This is a genomic window from Clostridium sp. MCC344 (assembly GCF_018785365.1).
Lineage (GTDB): Bacteria > Bacillota > Clostridia > Lachnospirales > Lachnospiraceae > Pilosibacter.
Genome location: NZ_WQPQ01000013.1, coordinates 98,667 through 116,235, shown reverse-complemented (window position 1 = coordinate 116,235; position 17,569 = coordinate 98,667). Strand labels below are relative to the sequence as shown.

The 17,569-nt window shown below is 50.4% G+C and carries 9 protein-coding genes and 1 other annotated feature; of the genes, 6 read left to right on the top strand and 3 right to left on the bottom strand.

Annotated features, from left to right (window positions below; translation table 11 throughout):
• The first annotated feature begins 156 nt into the window (after positions 1-156).
• Positions 157-933, top strand: coding sequence for an IclR family transcriptional regulator (locus GPK90_RS02930; RefSeq protein WP_215702103.1), 777 nt, complete (start codon positions 157-159; stop codon positions 931-933).
• A 257-nt stretch (positions 934-1,190) separates the two neighbouring features.
• On the opposite strand, the gene GPK90_RS02925 is transcribed toward GPK90_RS02930, so the two are convergent.
• The 3 genes from GPK90_RS02925 to GPK90_RS02915 all read right to left on the bottom strand — a co-directional run bounded on the left by GPK90_RS02925 (position 1,191) and on the right by GPK90_RS02915 (position 4,100).
• The gene (locus tag GPK90_RS02925; RefSeq protein WP_118321706.1) at positions 1,191-1,964 is read right to left on the bottom strand and encodes an ABC transporter ATP-binding protein; all 774 of its coding nucleotides are present in this window, start codon (positions 1,962-1,964) and stop codon (positions 1,191-1,193) included.
• Positions 1,957-2,847, bottom strand: a complete 891-nt coding sequence (locus GPK90_RS02920; RefSeq protein ID WP_118321707.1) for an ABC transporter permease — start codon at positions 2,845-2,847, stop codon at positions 1,957-1,959. Before GPK90_RS02920 ends, GPK90_RS02925 begins: the two co-directional genes overlap by 8 nt.
• 161 nt (positions 2,848-3,008) lie before the next feature.
• Positions 3,009-4,100, bottom strand: a complete 1,092-nt coding sequence (locus tag GPK90_RS02915; RefSeq protein ID WP_215702102.1) for an ABC transporter substrate-binding protein — start codon at positions 4,098-4,100, stop codon at positions 3,009-3,011.
• 236 nt (positions 4,101-4,336) lie between these two features.
• Positions 4,337-4,573, bottom strand: a binding site (T-box leader).
• Positions 4,574-4,893: 320 nt separating this feature from the next.
• Here GPK90_RS02915 and ftsH point away from each other — a divergent pair.
• The 5 genes from ftsH (at position 4,894) to GPK90_RS02890 (ending at position 17,516) form a co-directional block, all read left to right on the top strand.
• Positions 4,894-6,744 carry an ATP-dependent zinc metalloprotease FtsH gene (gene ftsH, locus GPK90_RS02910; protein ID WP_215702101.1) on the top strand — a complete coding sequence of 617 codons (1,851 nt, stop codon included), beginning with the start codon at positions 4,894-4,896 and terminating at the stop codon, positions 6,742-6,744.
• 372 nt (positions 6,745-7,116) lie between these two features.
• The gene (locus GPK90_RS02905) at positions 7,117-8,328 is read left to right on the top strand and encodes a hypothetical protein (RefSeq protein WP_215702100.1); all 1,212 of its coding nucleotides are present in this window, start codon (positions 7,117-7,119) and stop codon (positions 8,326-8,328) included.
• Positions 8,329-8,474: 146 nt separating this feature from the next.
• Complete coding sequence (rpoB, locus tag GPK90_RS02900; protein WP_118321711.1) at positions 8,475-12,338, top strand: DNA-directed RNA polymerase subunit beta; 3,864 nt, start codon at positions 8,475-8,477, stop codon at positions 12,336-12,338.
• A gap of 19 nt (positions 12,339-12,357) precedes the next feature.
• A complete protein-coding gene (gene rpoC, locus GPK90_RS02895) occupies positions 12,358-16,029 on the top strand; it encodes a DNA-directed RNA polymerase subunit beta' (RefSeq protein WP_118530057.1) in 3,672 nt (1,223 codons plus the stop codon).
• Positions 16,030-16,346: 317 nt separating this feature from the next.
• Positions 16,347-17,516 (top strand): cation diffusion facilitator family transporter, encoded by a 1,170-nt coding sequence (locus tag GPK90_RS02890; protein ID WP_118530055.1) that lies wholly within the window; start codon positions 16,347-16,349, stop codon positions 17,514-17,516.
• Positions 17,517-17,569: the final 53 nt, after the last annotated feature.

Sequence of the window (17,569 nt, the reverse complement as noted above, 5' to 3'; positions counted from 1 at the left end):
CTGTGAGGGTACTGAACGTTACTTTTCACGGATAGGAATTTTCTGAACTGAAAATTCCGTATGATACCGTTGTGGTAACTACTGAACAGTTACAGGGAAGCGTGTAAATACCTGACAGAAAACTGAACTGTCGGGGTAGATAGGAGAACAGAAAGAATGGAAGAAACAGGAAAAAATCCGATCCAGGTCGCAGAGCGCCTGTTCCAGGTGATCGAGTGTCTGGCGGAGAATGGTCCGATGGGGATCATGGATCTGAGCGCGCAGCTCGGACTCCATAAGAGCACGACGCACCGGCTCGTGACTTCCCTCCAGTATATGGGCTATATCCGGCAGGACGAGGAATCCCTGAAATACGCGCTGTCTCTGAAGTTTCTGGAGATCGGAGGCAAGATCCTGGAACAGACGAACATGGCTTCTCTGGTTCATCCGTCACTGAAGAAACTGTCGGAGCAGACCGGGGAGACGGTCCATCTCGTCCGCAGAGAGGGAACGGAGGCCGTGTATATCGATAAAGTGGAATCCAACGTCAGCTCGATCCGGATGGTATCGAGAGTCGGAAGCCGGATCCCCCTGTACTGCTCCGGCGTCGGCAAGGCGCTGCTCGCGGAGCTGCCGGATCCGGAGATCAGAGAGATCTGGAACAGCTCAGAGATCGTGTCCCTGACACCGTACACTGTAACAAAGTTTCAGGATCTCATGGAACGGATCGGGACAGTGCGGAAGGTCGGATATGCGATGGATGATGAGGAGAATGAGGAAGGCGTCCGCTGCATCGCGGTCAGCATTCCGGATTACCATAAAGAACCGGTCTACGCCCTGAGCATCTCCGCACCGGTGAGCCGGATGACGGATGCCCGGATCGCGGAACTTGCCGTGGATGTGCTGGCATTTAAGAAAGAACTGGAGAAGACGCTGGGATTCTCGAGAAGCTGAGGAAAGCACAGGAACAGTTACAGAATAAAAAGAGCGATGAGTTCTGGAATCTGATGTCGGATCCCGGAGTTCATCGCTCTTTTTCGTTACCGTGTGTGGGGATTTTCAGTGTGTGTATTGTAACTGGATTTTACTGATACTTTGTAACTGGTCAGTAGGTCTGCGCACTTGCTGCGCTGACCGTAATAAAACACAGGCTTGAAGGCAAAAATCCCATCGGTGAAGCCGATTTGGAATGGATTTTTGATATTTCCCGATCAGTTTCCGCACTCGATACTGATCGCGTTGAACATGTCGAGGATATCATCTACTTTCGTGTTCGCCTTTTCCTCGCCCTTTTTGTCCATGACCGCATGTCCCTGGTGCATCATCAGGAGACGGTCGCCGTACTCGACGGCAAAGCGGAGATTGTGGGTGACCATGATCGTTGTCAGGTGTTTCTCCGCAACGATCTTTCCTGTGAGTTCCATGATGATGTCGGCGGTCTTCGGGTCGAGGGCTGCAGTGTGCTCATCGAGGATCAGAAATTCGATCGGGGTCATCGTGGACATCAAAAGTGCCATCGCCTGGCGCTGGCCGCCGGAGAGAACGCCGACCTTCACGCCCATCTTATCCTCAAGACCGAGTCCTAAGATCTTTAACTGGTCGCGGTAGAAATCGATGCGGGACTTGTTTGTTCCGGGGAGCAGGTTAAACGGTTTTCCTTTATTATCGGCGAGTGCCATATTCTCCAGGATTGTCATGTTCGGGCAGGTTCCCATTGCCGGGTGCTGGTAGACGCGACCGATGCGGCGCTGGCGCTTGTACTCCGGCATCTTTGTGATATCGACTCCGCCCATCGTGATCGTTCCGGAGTCGACCGGAATGCTGCCGCAGATCAGGTTTAACATGGAAGTCTTTCCGGATCCATTGCTGCCGATTACGGAGACGAACTCGCCGTCGGCGATGCTCAGGTTGAAATCCTTAAAGAGGCACATTTCGTTCACGGTGCCTGCATTGTAATATTTATTGATGTTCTTTAATTCAAGCATGATGTGCCCCCTTTCTCTTCATGGAATCACTGATGATCAGGATCAGAAGAAGGATCGCCGCAGTGATCAGTTTCAGGTCAGTTGCTTTTACGATGCGCATGGAAATGACGAAAGCGACGCATGCCTTGTAGAGGATCGCGCCTGCGATGACCGCGGTGGTCGCTTTTAATTTTCCGAAGCGATGGAACAGCTGGGTTCCGAGGATGACGCTTGCGAGACCGAAGACCATGGTTCCGGTTCCGATGGAGATATCGAAGAAGGCCTGCTTCTGAGCAAGAACTCCTCCGGCGAGAGCTGCGAAGCCGTTCGCGATCGCAAGACCGATGATCTTCACGCGGCCTTTGTCCTCCGCGAGAGAGGTTACGAGAGCGTCATTGTCTCCGGCTGCCCGGAGCAGATATCCGGATCTCGTGTTTAAGTACCAGTCGAGGACGAATTTGCAGATCAGGGCGATCACTGCAAGAATGATCACAACGATGTACGGTCTCACGGATGCCGGCAGGCTGTTTCTCGTCCATTCATTGTCGAAGATCGTATCCTGGGACAGGAACGGGAGATTGGCTTTCATTCCGGCGATCCGAAGATTTACGGAGTAGAGAGCGGTCATGACAATGATACCGGAAAACAGATCGCGGACCTTGCATTTTACATGAATAAAGCCGGTCACGCATCCGGCGAGCACGCCTGCGAAGAAAGAGAGCGGTAATGCCCACACCGGGGAAATGCCTTTCACGATCAGCCCTGCGGTCAGCGCTGCGCCCAGGGGGAATGTTCCATCGACCGAAAGATCCGGAAAGTCCAGGATCTTGTAGGTGATGTATACGCCCAGGGCCATGATCGCGTAGATCAGCCCTTCCTCAAAGATTCCTAATAAGATTGCCATGTTATCCTCCGAAAATCAATAACCTATATTTTATCGCGGTTATTACAGTGGGTGTTCAGCTCTGCTGAACAGTTACTTTTACAGTTACATTCTGGTGCAAAGTCCGGCAAAGCGGATGAAATGCTTTGCCGGACTTCCTGACATTGTGTCTGTTTGAATTATTACTGGGTGATCTCAGTGAATAATTCTTTTGCATTCTTGGAGAGGTCCTCCGGGAATGTGATCCCGAGATCCTCAGCGACTTTGGAGTTTCCGTAGAAAGCTGCTTCCTCGATGACTTCAAAGTTCAGTTCGCTTGCTTTTTTCTCGCCCTTTAAGACTTTGGCAGCCATGCGTCCTGTCTGCTTTCCAAGATCAACATAATCGAGACCCATTGCAGCGAGGCAGCCGATCTTGACCTGTTCGATCTCACTTCCGAATACCGGGATGTTCTTTGCGTTTGCTTTGGAAAGGATCAGCGGAAGAGAAGCAACGACGGTGTTGTCCGTTAAGTTGTTTAAGCAGTCAACCTGTTCTAAGAGGCTGTCAGCTGCCAGTGGGATGTCTGCTGTGGAGGAAACGCCGGACTCAACGATCTCGAAACCGTAATCAGCAGCTTTTTCCTTATACTCTGCGAGTGTGGAAGCGGAGTTTACTTCGCTTGTTGTATACATGATACCGATCTTCTTCGCATCCGGAAGGATCGCGCGGATCATTTCGAGCTGCTGCTCGACCGGAAGCTTGTCACTGGTACCTGTCACTTCGCCAACCGGAGTTCCGTCAGCGTTTGCGAGCTCAGCTGCAACCGGATCCGTAACGGCTGTATAGATGACCGGGATGTCGTTCTTTCTGCCGACGCTGTATGCGCTCTGGGCGCTCGGTGTTGCGATCGCGCAGATGAGATCCACCTTCTGTCCGGCGAAGTTTGTACTGATCTGTGCTGCTAACCCTGGGTCAGCCTGTGCGTTTTCTTCTAATACGGTAAGATTTTTGCCTTCCACGAATCCGTTCTCGGCGAGACCTTCGATGAAACCTTCCCGGCAGTTGTCGAGAGAGCCGTGAACAGCGAACTGGTTGATGCCGATCGTGTAGGAACCGTCTGCGAGAGCGGTATCCGCTGCGTCTGCGGATCCTGCAGTTGTTGCTTCAGCAGTTGTTGTCTCGGCAGCTGTCGTCTCAGCGGCAGTCGTTGTGGAAGCTGTGTTTGAAGAGCAGCCTGCGAGAAGTGCTGCGGTGAATGTTGCTGCGATGATTGCTTTGATCGATTTTTTCATAATTTTGTTCTCCTCTTCTACTTTTTAATTGAGATGATTCGTAACTGCATTCCGGGTCTTTCCAATCCGGTCATGCGGTCCAGTAGTTGTTGGAGGTGTGGAGCGAAGGTGCCGTGGTGTGGGATATCTTGTACAGAGCATGTATTTTTGCTGCCATACATCTGTAGGGAGCTGCCGTCGGCAGGTCCTTTAGGTATAAAAAAATCCCAAGGATCAGATATCGATTTAAATCTGATCCTTGAGACGAATTTCATATCCGCGGTGCCACTCAATTTGACCTTTCGGTCCGCTTTTTTCGTATACCAACATATACGCCGCTCTCTTAACGACTGCGGTAGCCGTCAGTCCATACTAAAATTCAGGACTGCCCTCGAAAGTCCATTCCATTTCCAGTGCAATACTGCAATCCCACCGCCTGCAGCTCTCTGTGAAAACACGATCGAAAATGTACTCCTCTTTCTCAACGGTTTTTCTTGTTTGGTTATGGGTATCATAGTACGGAAAGGATTGTTTGTCAAGAAGAACAATAAAAAAAGTTTGGAAACCTGCAAACTCCGCCAGCCAGAAAGAAAAATGGTAATTTCTAAAAAAAATATAACATTTCAGAAACTTCCATAAATTCCATTGACTTTCAATGTTTCCTGATATAGGATAAATATCACACGAAATGACAGGGTGTCACTTCGCGGAGATGCTCAGAAAACAAAGCTTGTAAAAGGCAGAAAAAGTAACAGCAGAGGCTCGGATGCGATGAAAAGCTCTGCAGAAAAATGAAAATCAAGGAGGCAGACGTATGGGTACAAAAGACGGCGGAAAAAAGCCGAACCCGAATGATCTCAATTCATTTAAGGGATTTTTCTATTATATGATCATAATTCTGGTCATGACGGTCCTGTTAAACGGACTCGTATTCCCGTCCGCACTGAAAAGTCAGGTAAAGGAAGTCGGCTACAACGAATTTCTGGCCATGGTAGACAATAACCAGGTCACACAGGTAGAGAAAGATGACACGAACGGCGAGTACGTGTTTATCGCGAAAGACAGCAATGGAAAAGAGCAGGTCTACAAGACAGGACTCTGGGATGACCCGGATCTGACAGATCGCCTGTACAGCAAGGGCGTCACATTCGATAAAGTGATTCCGAGAAAAGAGTCAGCGATCATGAATATTTTCGTGAACTGGATCCTTCCGTTCGTGATCATGATTGGGCTCGGGCAGATCTTAAGCCGCAGCATGGCGAAGCGCATGGGCGGAAACGCGATGACATTTGGAAAGTCCAATGCAAAGATCTACGCGGAGAGTGAGACCGGCGTGACATTCGCGGATGTCGCAGGTGAGGAGGAAGCGAAGGATGCGTTAAAGGAGATCGTAGATTTCCTTCATGATCCGAAAAAATATGCGGATATCGGTGCCACACTTCCGAAGGGCGCCCTTCTCGTAGGCCCTCCAGGAACAGGTAAAACATTACTTGCAAAGGCCGTTGCCGGTGAGGCGCACGTTCCGTTCTTCTCGATCTCCGGCTCCGAGTTCGTTGAGATGTTTGTCGGCATGGGCGCCGCAAAGGTCCGGGACCTCTTCAAGCAGGCAAATGAGAAAGCTCCGTGTATCGTCTTTATCGACGAGATCGATACCATCGGTAAAAAGCGTGACGGAAGCGGCATGGGCGGAAACGATGAGAGAGAACAGACCTTAAACCAGCTTCTTACAGAGATGGACGGATTCGACGGACGAAAGGGTGTTGTGATCCTGGCGGCTACAAACCGTCCAGAGACCCTTGATAAGGCCCTCTTGAGACCGGGCCGGTTTGACAGAAGAATTCCGGTGGAGCTTCCGGATCTCAAAGGCCGTGAGGCGATCCTGCGGGTACATGGAAAAGATGTCAAGATGGATGAGTCCGTTGACTTTAACGCCATCGCGAGAGCGACTGTCGGAGCCAGCGGTGCCGAGCTTGCGAACATTATCAACGAGGGCGCACTCCGTGCCGTCCGCATGGGACGCCGCGTTGTATCCCAGGCTGATCTGGAGGAGAGCGTTGAGACTGTTATTGCCGGTTACCAGAAGAAGAACGCTTCCGTATCCGAGAATGAACGCCGGATCGTCGCTTACCACGAGATCGGTCATGCCCTCGTTGCAGCGTGCCAGAGCAACTCCGCTCCGGTACACAAGATCACAATTATTCCGAGAACATCGGGTGCTCTCGGTTATACGATGCAGGTGGAGGATGGCGAGCGTCTTCTTATGAGTAAGGAGGAGGCACTTAACAAGATCGCAACTCTGACCGGCGGCCGTGCGGCGGAGGAATTTATGTTCCACTCTATCACGACCGGTGCATCCAACGATATCGAGCAGGCCACAAAGCTTGCCCGCGCTATGGTGACCCGCTACGGTATGAGCGACCAGTTCGGTATGGTTGCCCTTGAGACCGTGACGAACCAGTACCTTGGCGGAGACACCTCCCTCGCATGCTCACCGGAGACAGCGAAAGCCATCGATGACGAGGTGATCGCTACCGTGAAGGCACAGTACGAGAAGGCAATGGGAATCTTAAGAGACCATGCAGCAAAATTAAACGAACTTGCCGGATATCTTCTCGAGAAGGAGACGATCACAGGAGAAGAATTTATGGAGATCCTGAACCGGTAAAAGCAGTATATCAGTGTGAGAAGACTCAGAGACCATGCAAAGTGGCTGCTCTGAGTCTTTTTTAGTTTTGGGAAAAGAATCAGTTACTTTTCATAGGTAGGAATTTTCTGAACTGAAAATTCCGTACAATACAGTGGTGGTAGTGGATTTTGCCGATTCGGAATGCGAAGCATCGGCAAAATCCTGTTACAGTGCGCGGGCAAGGAGTGCCCGTGTACTGTAACAAGAATCAGGCATTGGGCTGACGATGTGAAATCTCGATTGTGTGCACTGGAAACCTATGTTAAAATGAGAGTAGAAATTTAGATGTTGGGCTTAAAATACAAAATTAAAATGACCTGAAAAGAGGAATACCGACAGGAGGAAAAACGGATGAAACAGAGATATTGTCCATACTGCGACCAGAAAATGACATCGGGTCTATACTGCAGCGGATGCAAAAGGATCGTGTGGCATCCATATGTGCAGGATGTGGATTACTATTTAAATGAGAGGCATCCGCGCCATGAGTCAGACTGCCTGTACCATGATGGCGGAAGCGAATACCCTGGAAGCAGCGTGTCCGGTACAGATTCGTACGCGGGCATATTTAAAGGGAATGGGGCATCAACCAGAATACAGGGCGGAAAGAAAAAGACAAATCGGGAGAAGAAGACAGCGGATCCATTCCAGAATATGGGAAACAGGACGACGGGGCAGCGGAATGCGTTCGAACATATGAAGAGCCAGCTTGAACAGTACCGCAGCCAGGCAGATACCTGCCAGAGTGGAACTTACAGCAGCCAGTCCGCGAAGAACATCATGGACCGCGTAAACTCCGAGCGGGGACGGAAGAAGCCGTTTACCGGCATTCTGATCGTCGTGATCATCTGGCTGGTATTTTCCGTCGGCGGAAACCTGCTGTTCCTTATCACTCATGCGATCCGGGAATCGATCTACGGGATCGAGAACATCTTCGACTCGTCCAACGGCGATCTCTGGTCCTCTGCCGATTCCAACGCCGTGGAGGTCCTTGGGGAGGGCGAGCTCTCCGACGAGGAGGTGCGGGCCATCGGAACAAACTGTACAAACTACGGTCACTATGACGCCCAGCTTGCGGATGTGACGGCCGCCCTGGACCGGCTCCTGCCGCAGTACGGATTTTCTGAGTGGTCGATGGAGGACACATACAGCTACAACTATGCTTCGGACGATATGAGCTGGTACAACACAGATCAGGCCTATTATCTGAGCCGTGATGGGGAGTATGTGGGAAGCATTACCATCTACGCCGACACGGCAACGGACGATCTCCATGGAATCGGTGCCTACAGCAGCGACGAGGAGGCCTTCTACCAGATCGTGGACGTGCTGGAAGCCACATTCCAGGAATTCGGCTATCTGGATACGGATCTAAATGGACAGGAGGTATATCAGGAACTGATCAATACCGAGGATATGATCGTTAGTAAGACAGATGACAGTGTCAACGGATTTACCACAGCTTATGGACCGGAGATTTTTGCAAGTAAAGAAAGCCCGTCAGGGGATGATTTCTACTCGATCCAGATGTATGCGCCGGGGTATTACACAAGCGTAGAGTAGGAAAACTTTGTAAAAAAGTGCTTGACAGATTGACAACCCCATGGTAGTATGAAATGTGCACTATTGTGGTATCATGTGCATATGGTACCAGTATGCCCAAAATTAGTTATTGATTATAGAGAAAGAAAACAGGGGTGAAACGTCAAATGGAGAAAAGCAGAATGCGTCCGGTGCCGTCCGGCAAGAGCGTAAGAATGAGCTTCTCAAGACAGAAAGAAGTTCTTGAGATGCCGAACCTGATCGAGATCCAGAAGGATTCTTATCAGTGGTTCCTCGACGAGGGCCTGAAAGAGGTCTTTGACGATATCTCTCCGATCGCTGACTTTGCTGGACATCTTAGCCTGGAGTTTGTAGACTTCACGCTTTGCAAAGATGACATCAAATACACGATCGAAGAGTGCAAAGAGCGTGATGCAACTTACGCCGCACCTTTGAAAGTCAAGGTGAGACTCTGCAACAAAGATAAAGATGAGATCAATGAACACGAGATTTTCATGGGCGATCTGCCATTAATGACAGATACCGGCTCCTTCGTTATTAACGGTGCAGAGCGTGTTATCGTCAGCCAGTTGGTACGTTCCCCTGGTATCTATTATGGTATCGATCACGATAAGATCGGTAAAGAATTATATTCCTGTACCGTAATCCCGAATCGTGGAGCATGGTTAGAGTATGAGACAGATTCCAACGACGTGTTCTATGTACGTGTAGACCGTACCAGAAAGGTCCCGGTAACTGTCCTGATCCGTGCGCTCGGATATGGTACAAACGCTGAGATCATCGATCTCTTCGGTGAGGAGCCGAAGCTTCTCGCAAGCTTCACAAAGGATACATCCGACAACTATCAGGATGGTCTCCTTGAGTTATATAAGAAGATCCGTCCGGGCGAGCCGCTGTCTGTCGACAGTGCTGAGAGCCTGTTAAACGGCATGTTCTTCGACCCGAGAAGATATGATCTCGCAAAGGTCGGCAGATATAAATTCAACAAGAAGCTTCATATGAAGAACCGTATCGTCGGACAGATTCCGTCCGAGGATATCGTTGATACAGAAACAGGCGAGATCCTTGCGGAAGCAGGAAAAGCGATCACAAAAGATCAGGCGATCGCGATCCAGAACGCTGCGATCCCGTATGTATGGATTCAGACAGAAGAGCGCGTGGAGAAAGTCCTTTCCAACCTTATGGTTGACCTTTCCGCATATGTGTCCTTCGATCCGGAAGAAGTAGGTATCACAGAGTTAGTATATTACCCGGTATTAAAAGACATTCTGGAAAAAGCAGGGGATGACGAGGAAGAGTTAAAAGCTGAACTCCGCCGCAACGTCCACGAGCTTGTTCCGAAATGCATCACAAAGGAAGATATCCTTGCTTCCATCAACTACAACATGCACCTTGAGTACGGCATCGGCGTAAAGGATGATATCGACCACCTTGGAAACCGTCGTATCCGTGCAGTCGGAGAGCTCCTTCAGAACCAGTACCGTATCGGTCTCTCCAGAATGGAGCGCGTTGTACGTGAGAGAATGACAACACAGGACATCGACGGAATCACTCCGCAGTCCCTGATCAATATCAAACCGGTCACTGCAGCAGTGAAGGAGTTCTTCGGAAGCTCCCAGCTGTCCCAGTTCATGGACCAGAACAACCCGTTATCCGAGCTTACGCATAAGAGACGTCTCTCCGCGTTAGGACCGGGCGGTCTGTCCAGAGAGCGTGCAGGATTCGAGGTTCGAGATGTACACTACACCCACTACGGTCGTATGTGTCCGGTCGAGACTCCTGAGGGACCGAACATCGGTCTTATCAACTCCCTCGCAAGCTATGCGAAGGTAAACCAGTACGGCTTCGTTGAGGCTCCGTACCGTGTCGTAGACAAGAGCGATCCGGCTAACCCGCGTGTTACCGATGATGTTGTCTACATGACAGCTGACGAAGAGGATAACTACATCGTAGCACAGGCGAATGAGCCGCTCGATGAGGAAGGCCACTTCATCCACAACAACGTATCCGGTCGTTTCCGTGAGGAGACTTCCTCCTTCCAGAAGAAACAGATCGACCTCATGGACGTATCCCCGAGAATGGTATTCTCCGTTGCTACTTCCATGATCCCGTTCTTACAGAACGATGACGCGAACCGTGCCCTGATGGGATCCAACATGCAGCGTCAGGCTGTACCGCTGCTTTCCACAGAAGCTCCGGTTGTTGGTACCGGTATCGAAGGCAAGGCTGCCGTTGACTCCGGTGTCTGCGTAGTCGCTAAGAATGCCGGCGTTGTTGAACGCTCCGCTTCCAACGAGATCATCATCAAGAGAGATTCCGACGGAAACCGCGACGTTTACCGCCTGATCAAATTCTCACGAAGCAACCAGTCCAACAGCTACAACCAGAAGCCGATCGTTTACAAGGGCGATCATGTAGAGAAAGGCGAGGTTATCGCGGACGGACCGTCCACAAAGGATGGCGAGATCGCACTTGGTAAGAACCCGCTGATCGGATTCATGACCTGGGAAGGTTACAACTACGAGGATGCGGTCCTGTTAAGTGAAAAACTTGTTATGAACGATGTCTACACATCTGTTCATATTGAAGAATATGAATGCGAATCCCGTGACACCAAGTTGGGACCGGAAGAGATCACAAGAGATGTTCCGGGTGTCGGCGATGACGCATTGAAAGACCTGGATGAGCGCGGAATCATCCGCATCGGCGCTGAGGTCCGTGCCGGTGATATCTTAGTCGGAAAGGTAACTCCTAAGGGAGAGACCGAGCTGACAGCTGAAGAGAGACTTCTTCGTGCGATCTTCGGTGAGAAGGCAAGAGAAGTCCGCGACACATCCTTAAAAGTACCGCATGGCGCATATGGAACCATCATCGACGCAAAACTCTTCACAAGAGAGAACGGCGACGAGCTTGCTCCTGGCGTAAATGAGACAGTCCGCATCTACATCGCTCAGAAACGTAAGATTTCTGTTGGTGATAAGATGGCCGGCCGTCATGGTAACAAGGGTGTTGTCTCCCGTGTACTTCCGGTAGAGGATATGCCGTTCCTTCCGAACGGACGTCCGCTCGATATCGTATTAAACCCGTTAGGCGTGCCGTCCCGAATGAACATCGGACAGGTCCTTGAGATCCACTTAAGCCTTGCAGCAAAGGCACTTGGATTCAATGTTTCCACACCGGTATTCGATGGCGCAGACGAGAATGATATCCAGGATACACTGGAGCTTGCAAACGATTATGTAAACATGGAATGGGATGCATTCCAGGAGAAGTATAAAGAGATCCTTCGTCCGGAGGTTATGGAATATCTCGGTGAGCACCTTGATCACCGTGCTCTCTGGAAGGGCGTTCCGATCAGCCGTACCGGTAAGGTACAGCTCCGCGACGGACGTACAGGCGAATACTTCGATGGCCCGACTACGATCGGACACATGCACTACCTGAAACTGCATCACCTGGTTGACGATAAGATCCATGCACGTTCCACAGGCCCATACGCACTCGTTACACAGCAGCCGCTCGGTGGTAAAGCACAGTTCGGCGGACAGCGTTTCGGTGAGATGGAGGTTTGGGCTCTTGAGGCTTACGGCGCGGCTTACACACTTCAGGAGATCCTGACAGTGAAGTCCGATGACGTTGTTGGACGTGTAAAGACCTACGAGGCGATCATCAAGGGCGAGAACATTCCGGAGCCGGGTATTCCGGAGTCCTTCAAGGTACTCTTAAAAGAGTTACAGTCTCTCGGACTGGATGTAAGAGTGCTGCGTGACAATGGTGAGGAAGTCGATATGTCTGAGAACATCGACTACTCTGATACAAACTACGATCTTCGTTCCATCATCGAGGGAGACCGCCGCTACAACGATAAGGAAGACTTATCCGACTACGGATTCCAGAAGCAGGAATTCAAGGGCGACGAGCTTGTCAATGTGGAAGACGATGACTATACAAACGACGGTGCCAAAGACGACTATGTCGATGACGATTATACCGAGGATGACGACAAATAATTAGAAGGGAGTACCGTTCATGCCTGAGACAAATGAAACTTATCAGCCGATGACATTCGACGCGATCCGTATCGGACTTGCCTCTTCGGAAAAGATTCTGGAATGGTCCCATGGTGAGGTTAAAAAACCGGAGACCATCAACTACAGAACCTTAAAACCGGAGAAGGACGGTCTGTACTGCGAAAGAATCTTTGGACCGACCAAGGACTGGGAGTGCCATTGTGGTAAATACAAGAAAATCAGATACAAAGGTGTTATCTGTGACCGCTGCGGCGTTGAGGTAACGAAGTCCAGCGTGCGCCGTGAGCGTATCGGACATATCGCGCTTGCCGCTCCGGTATCCCATATCTGGTATTTTAAAGGTATCCCGAGCCGTATGGGTCTGATCCTGGACATCTCCCCGAGAGTCCTCGAGAAAGTTCTGTACTTTGCTTCCTATATCGTTCTGGATGCAGGAAATACCGGACTTCAGTTAAAGCAGGTCCTTTCCGAGAAAGAGTACCGCGATGCTGTTGAAAAGTACGGCTACGGCACATTCCGCGTAGGAATGGGTGCTGAGGCAGTCCAGGAACTTTTAAAGAATATCGATCTGGATAAAGACTCCGAAGAGCTGAGAAAAGCTCTTCAGGAGGCTTCCGGCCAGAAGAGAGCGAGAATCATCAAGCGCCTTGAGGTTGTTGATGCATTCCGCAGCTCCGGAAACAGACCGGAGTGGATGATCATGAACGTGATCCCGGTCATCCCGCCGGATATCCGCCCGATGGTACAGCTCGACGGCGGACGTTTCGCGACATCCGACTTAAACGACTTATACAGAAGAATCATCAACCGTAACAACCGTCTCGCAAGACTTCTCGAACTCGGCGCTCCGGACATCATCGTCCGCAACGAGAAGAGAATGCTCCAGGAGGCTGTTGATGCCCTGATCGATAACGGCAGACGCGGAAGACCGGTTACAGGACCGGGCAACCGTGCGTTAAAGTCCCTTTCTGACATGTTAAAAGGTAAGCAGGGACGTTTCCGTCAGAACCTTCTCGGTAAACGAGTTGACTATTCCGGACGTTCCGTTATCGTCGTTGGACCGGAACTTAAGATCTACCAGTGCGGTCTTCCGAAAGAGATGGCGATTGAGCTCTTCAAACCGTTCGTTATGAAGGAACTCGTTGCAAACGGAACTGCACACAACATCAAGAACGCGAAAAAGATGGTCGAGCGTCTTCAGACAGAGGTCTGGGATGTTCTCGAGGATGTAATCAAAGAGCATCCGGTTATGTTAAACCGTGCCCCTACTCTTCACCGTCTTGGTATTCAGGCGTTCGAGCCGATCCTTGTAGAAGGTAAGGCAATCAAGCTTCACCCGCTCGTTTGTACCGCATTCAACGCGGACTTCGATGGAGACCAGATGGCGGTTCACCTTCCGCTGACGATGGAAGCACAGGCAGAGTGCCGCTTCCTTCTTCTCTCCCCGAACAACCTGTTAAAACCGTCCGATGGTGGTCCGGTAGCAGTTCCTTCCCAGGATATGGTCCTCGGTATCTACTATCTGACACAGGAGAGACCGGGCGCAAAGGGCGAAGGCATGTTCTTCAAGAGCCCGAACGAAGCACTTCTTGCATATGAGAACGGAGCCGTTACTCTTCATGCGAGAATCAAAGTCCGTGTGACAAAGACACTTCCGGACGGAAGAACGATGACAGGCATCGTTGATACAACTGTAGGACGTATCCTCTTCAACGAGATCATCCCGCAGGACCTTGGATTTGTCGACAGAACGATCCCGGGCAACGAGTTAAAGCCGGAGATCGATTTCCTCGTAAAGAAGAAACAGTTAAAGCAGATCCTCGAGAAAGTCATCAATACACACGGAGCGATTCAGACAGCGATCACTCTGGACGATATCAAGGCGATCGGTTACAAGTACTCCACAAGAGCCGCTATGACCGTATCCATTTCCGATATGACTGTCCCGGCAACCAAGAAACAGCTCCTTGCGGACGCTGAGGCAACGGTTGACCGTATCGCAAAGAACTTCCGCCGTGGTCTTATCACAGAGGAAGAACGTTACAAAGAAGTTATCGATGTATGGAAAGCAACCGATGACCAGTTAACACATGACCTTCTGACAGGTCTTGATAAATACAACAACATCTTCATGATGGCGGACTCCGGAGCCCGTGGTTCTGATAAGCAGATCAAGCAGCTTGCTGGTATGCGAGGACTTATGGCGGATACAACCGGTCACACGATCGAACTCCCGATCAAGTCCAACTTCCGTGAAGGTCTTGACGTACTTGAGTACTTCATCTCCGCACATGGTGCGAGAAAAGGTATGTCCGATACCGCTCTTCGTACAGCCGACTCTGGTTACCTGACAAGACGTCTTGTCGATGTATCCCAGGATCTCATCATCCGTGAGACAGACTGCTGCGAAGGAAAAGGAACGATCCCGTACATGGAGATCGAAGGCTTTACAGACGGTAAAGAGACGATCGAGACTCTCCAGGAGAGATTAACAGGCAGATATATCGCTGAGACGATCACAGATCCGGATACCGGAGAAGTTGTTGTCAAGGCAAACCATATGTGTACACCGAAACGTGCCGCAGCCGTTATCAAGGTTCTTGAGAAGCTCGGCAGAAATACCGTTAAGATCCGTACAGTCCTGACATGTAAATGCCATATCGGTGTTTGCTCCAAGTGCTACGGCGCGAACATGGCGACAGGTCAGCCGGTACAGGTCGGCGAGGCTGTTGGTATCATTGCCGCACAGTCCATCGGTGAGCCGGGTACACAGTTAACCATGCGTACATTCCACTCCGGCGGTGTTGCTGGCGGCGATATCACACAGGGTCTTCCGCGTGTCGAGGAGCTTTTCGAGGCAAGACGCCCGAAGGGACTTGCGATCATTGCTGAATTTGGTGGTGTTGTCACAATTAAAGATACCAAGAAGAAACGTGAGATCATCGTTACTGATCCGGAGACCGGAAACTCCAAGACTTATCTGATCCCGTATGGTTCCAGAATCAAAGTTACGGACGGACAGGTTCTCGAGGCCGGTGACGTTCTCACAGAAGGTAGCATCAACCCGCACGACCTGTTAAAGGTTAAGGGCGTTCGTGCCGTACAGGATTACATGATCCGTGAGGTACAGCGTGTTTACCGTTTACAGGGTGTAGAGATCAACGATAAGCATATCGAGATGATCGTGCGTCAGATGTTAAAGAAGATCCGTATCGAGGAGAGCGGCGATTCCGACGTTCTTCCGGGCGTATCCATGGATGTTCTTGATTTCAACGAGATGAACGAGGAGCTCATCGCTGCAGGCAAACAGCCGGCAGAGGGCAAACAGGTCATGCTCGGTATCACAAAGGCATCCCTTGCAACCGATTCCTTCTTATCCGCTGCATCCTTCCAGGAGACCACAAAGGTTCTTACTGAGGCTGCGATCAACGGCAAAGTAGATCACCTGATCGGTCTGAAAGAGAATGTTATCATCGGTAAGCTCATCCCGGCTGGTACCGGTATGAAGCGTTACCGCAACATCAAGCTCAGCACCGGCGAGATCGAGGAGAAGAAGCCGGAGCCGGAAGTTCAGACTGCTGCTGAGCCGCAGGAGGAGACAGAAGCTCCGATTGAAGAGGCTGAGAAGATCATTCTCAACGAGGATGACACACAGGAAGTTGATGAATAATCGATTATAATGTGTAAAGCTTTATGAAAACAGGCGATCGTGCAGGTTTTCAGAACAGACAAGTTTATATTGTGGGGAAGCTCCTGGAAACAGGAACTTTCCCATAGGCTGATGCATATAAGAACAGCGAGGAGAACATGCGAGATCATGTTTTTCCTCGCTGTTTGAGTATACGGAAGGTTAGAGACAGGCAACTTTTACCAGGGGATATCTGGAAGGATTTCTTTCATTTGCGGATCTTATGATGGTTCGACCTGAATTTCAGGCTTATGTTTTATAGTCTGTATGCAAAGTGCAGACTGATTGGAGTGTTTTATATGATTACAATATTATCGAGCTTATTTATAAAAAACAGAGATCAGGTCGGAGACGGCAATGTGCGCCGCGCCTACGGAATGCTCTGCAGCATCGTCGGGATCGCACTCAACGTCTGCCTGTTTGCCGGCAAGTACCTGGCGGGAGTGATCAGCGGATCGATCGCCATCACGGCGGATGCGTTTAACAACCTGTCAGATGCAGGATCATCATTTATCTCCCTGGTGGGGTTCAAATTTTCCGGCATGAAGGCAGATGCGGACCATCCGTTCGGACACGGTAGGATCGAGTATGTGTCCGGCTTCGGCGTTTCCATGATCATCATCCTGATGGGATTTGAGCTCTTAAAGACATCGGTCGGGAAGATCTTTCATCCGGAACCGGTCGAGACAAGCACTCTGGCGGTCGGAATCCTCATTGTCTCTATCTGCGTGAAGGCATATATGTTCTTCTATAACCGTTCCGTGGGAACGAAGATCCAGTCGGAGACGATGAAGGCGACAGCGATGGACAGTATGAGTGACTCCATCGCGACAACGGCAGTCCTGGTCTCGATGGGGATCGCGTATGCGACGGGAGTCAACGTGGACGGATGGTGCGGATGTCTGGTTGCATGCTTTGTTCTCTACGCGGGATATGGCGCTGCGAAGGATACTTTAAATCCACTCCTCGGAGAGGCACCGTCAAAAGAATTTGTCGATGAGATCAAGTCCATCGTACTCGCGCATCCGGAGATCCTTGGGATCCACGATCTTGTGGTACATGACTACGGCCCGGGAAGACGCATGATCTCCCTGCACGGGGAAGTATCCGGTGACAGCGATATTTTTGAGATCCACGATGTGATCGACAGGATCGAGAAAGAATTAAAGAGAAAACTCGGCTGTGAAGCTGTGATCCATATGGACCCGATCGTTGTCAATGACGAGAAGATTAACGAGACGAAAAAAGAGGTCGTGGAGATGATCCGGGAAAATTTCCCGGGTGTCACGATCCACGATTTCCGGATGGTGCAGGGACCAACCCACACGAACCTGATCTTCGACGCAGCCGTTCCGTTCCAATATGGAAAGACAAACGAGGAAGTAAAGAAAGGGATCGCGAAGCTGATCACAGAGAAGTGGAGCAACTATTATGCGGTGATCCAGGCGGAGCAGTCGTATACGGAATAGGAAAGAAATGATAACAGAATCCTGAAGAATTACGGAAAAAATATAAATCCGAC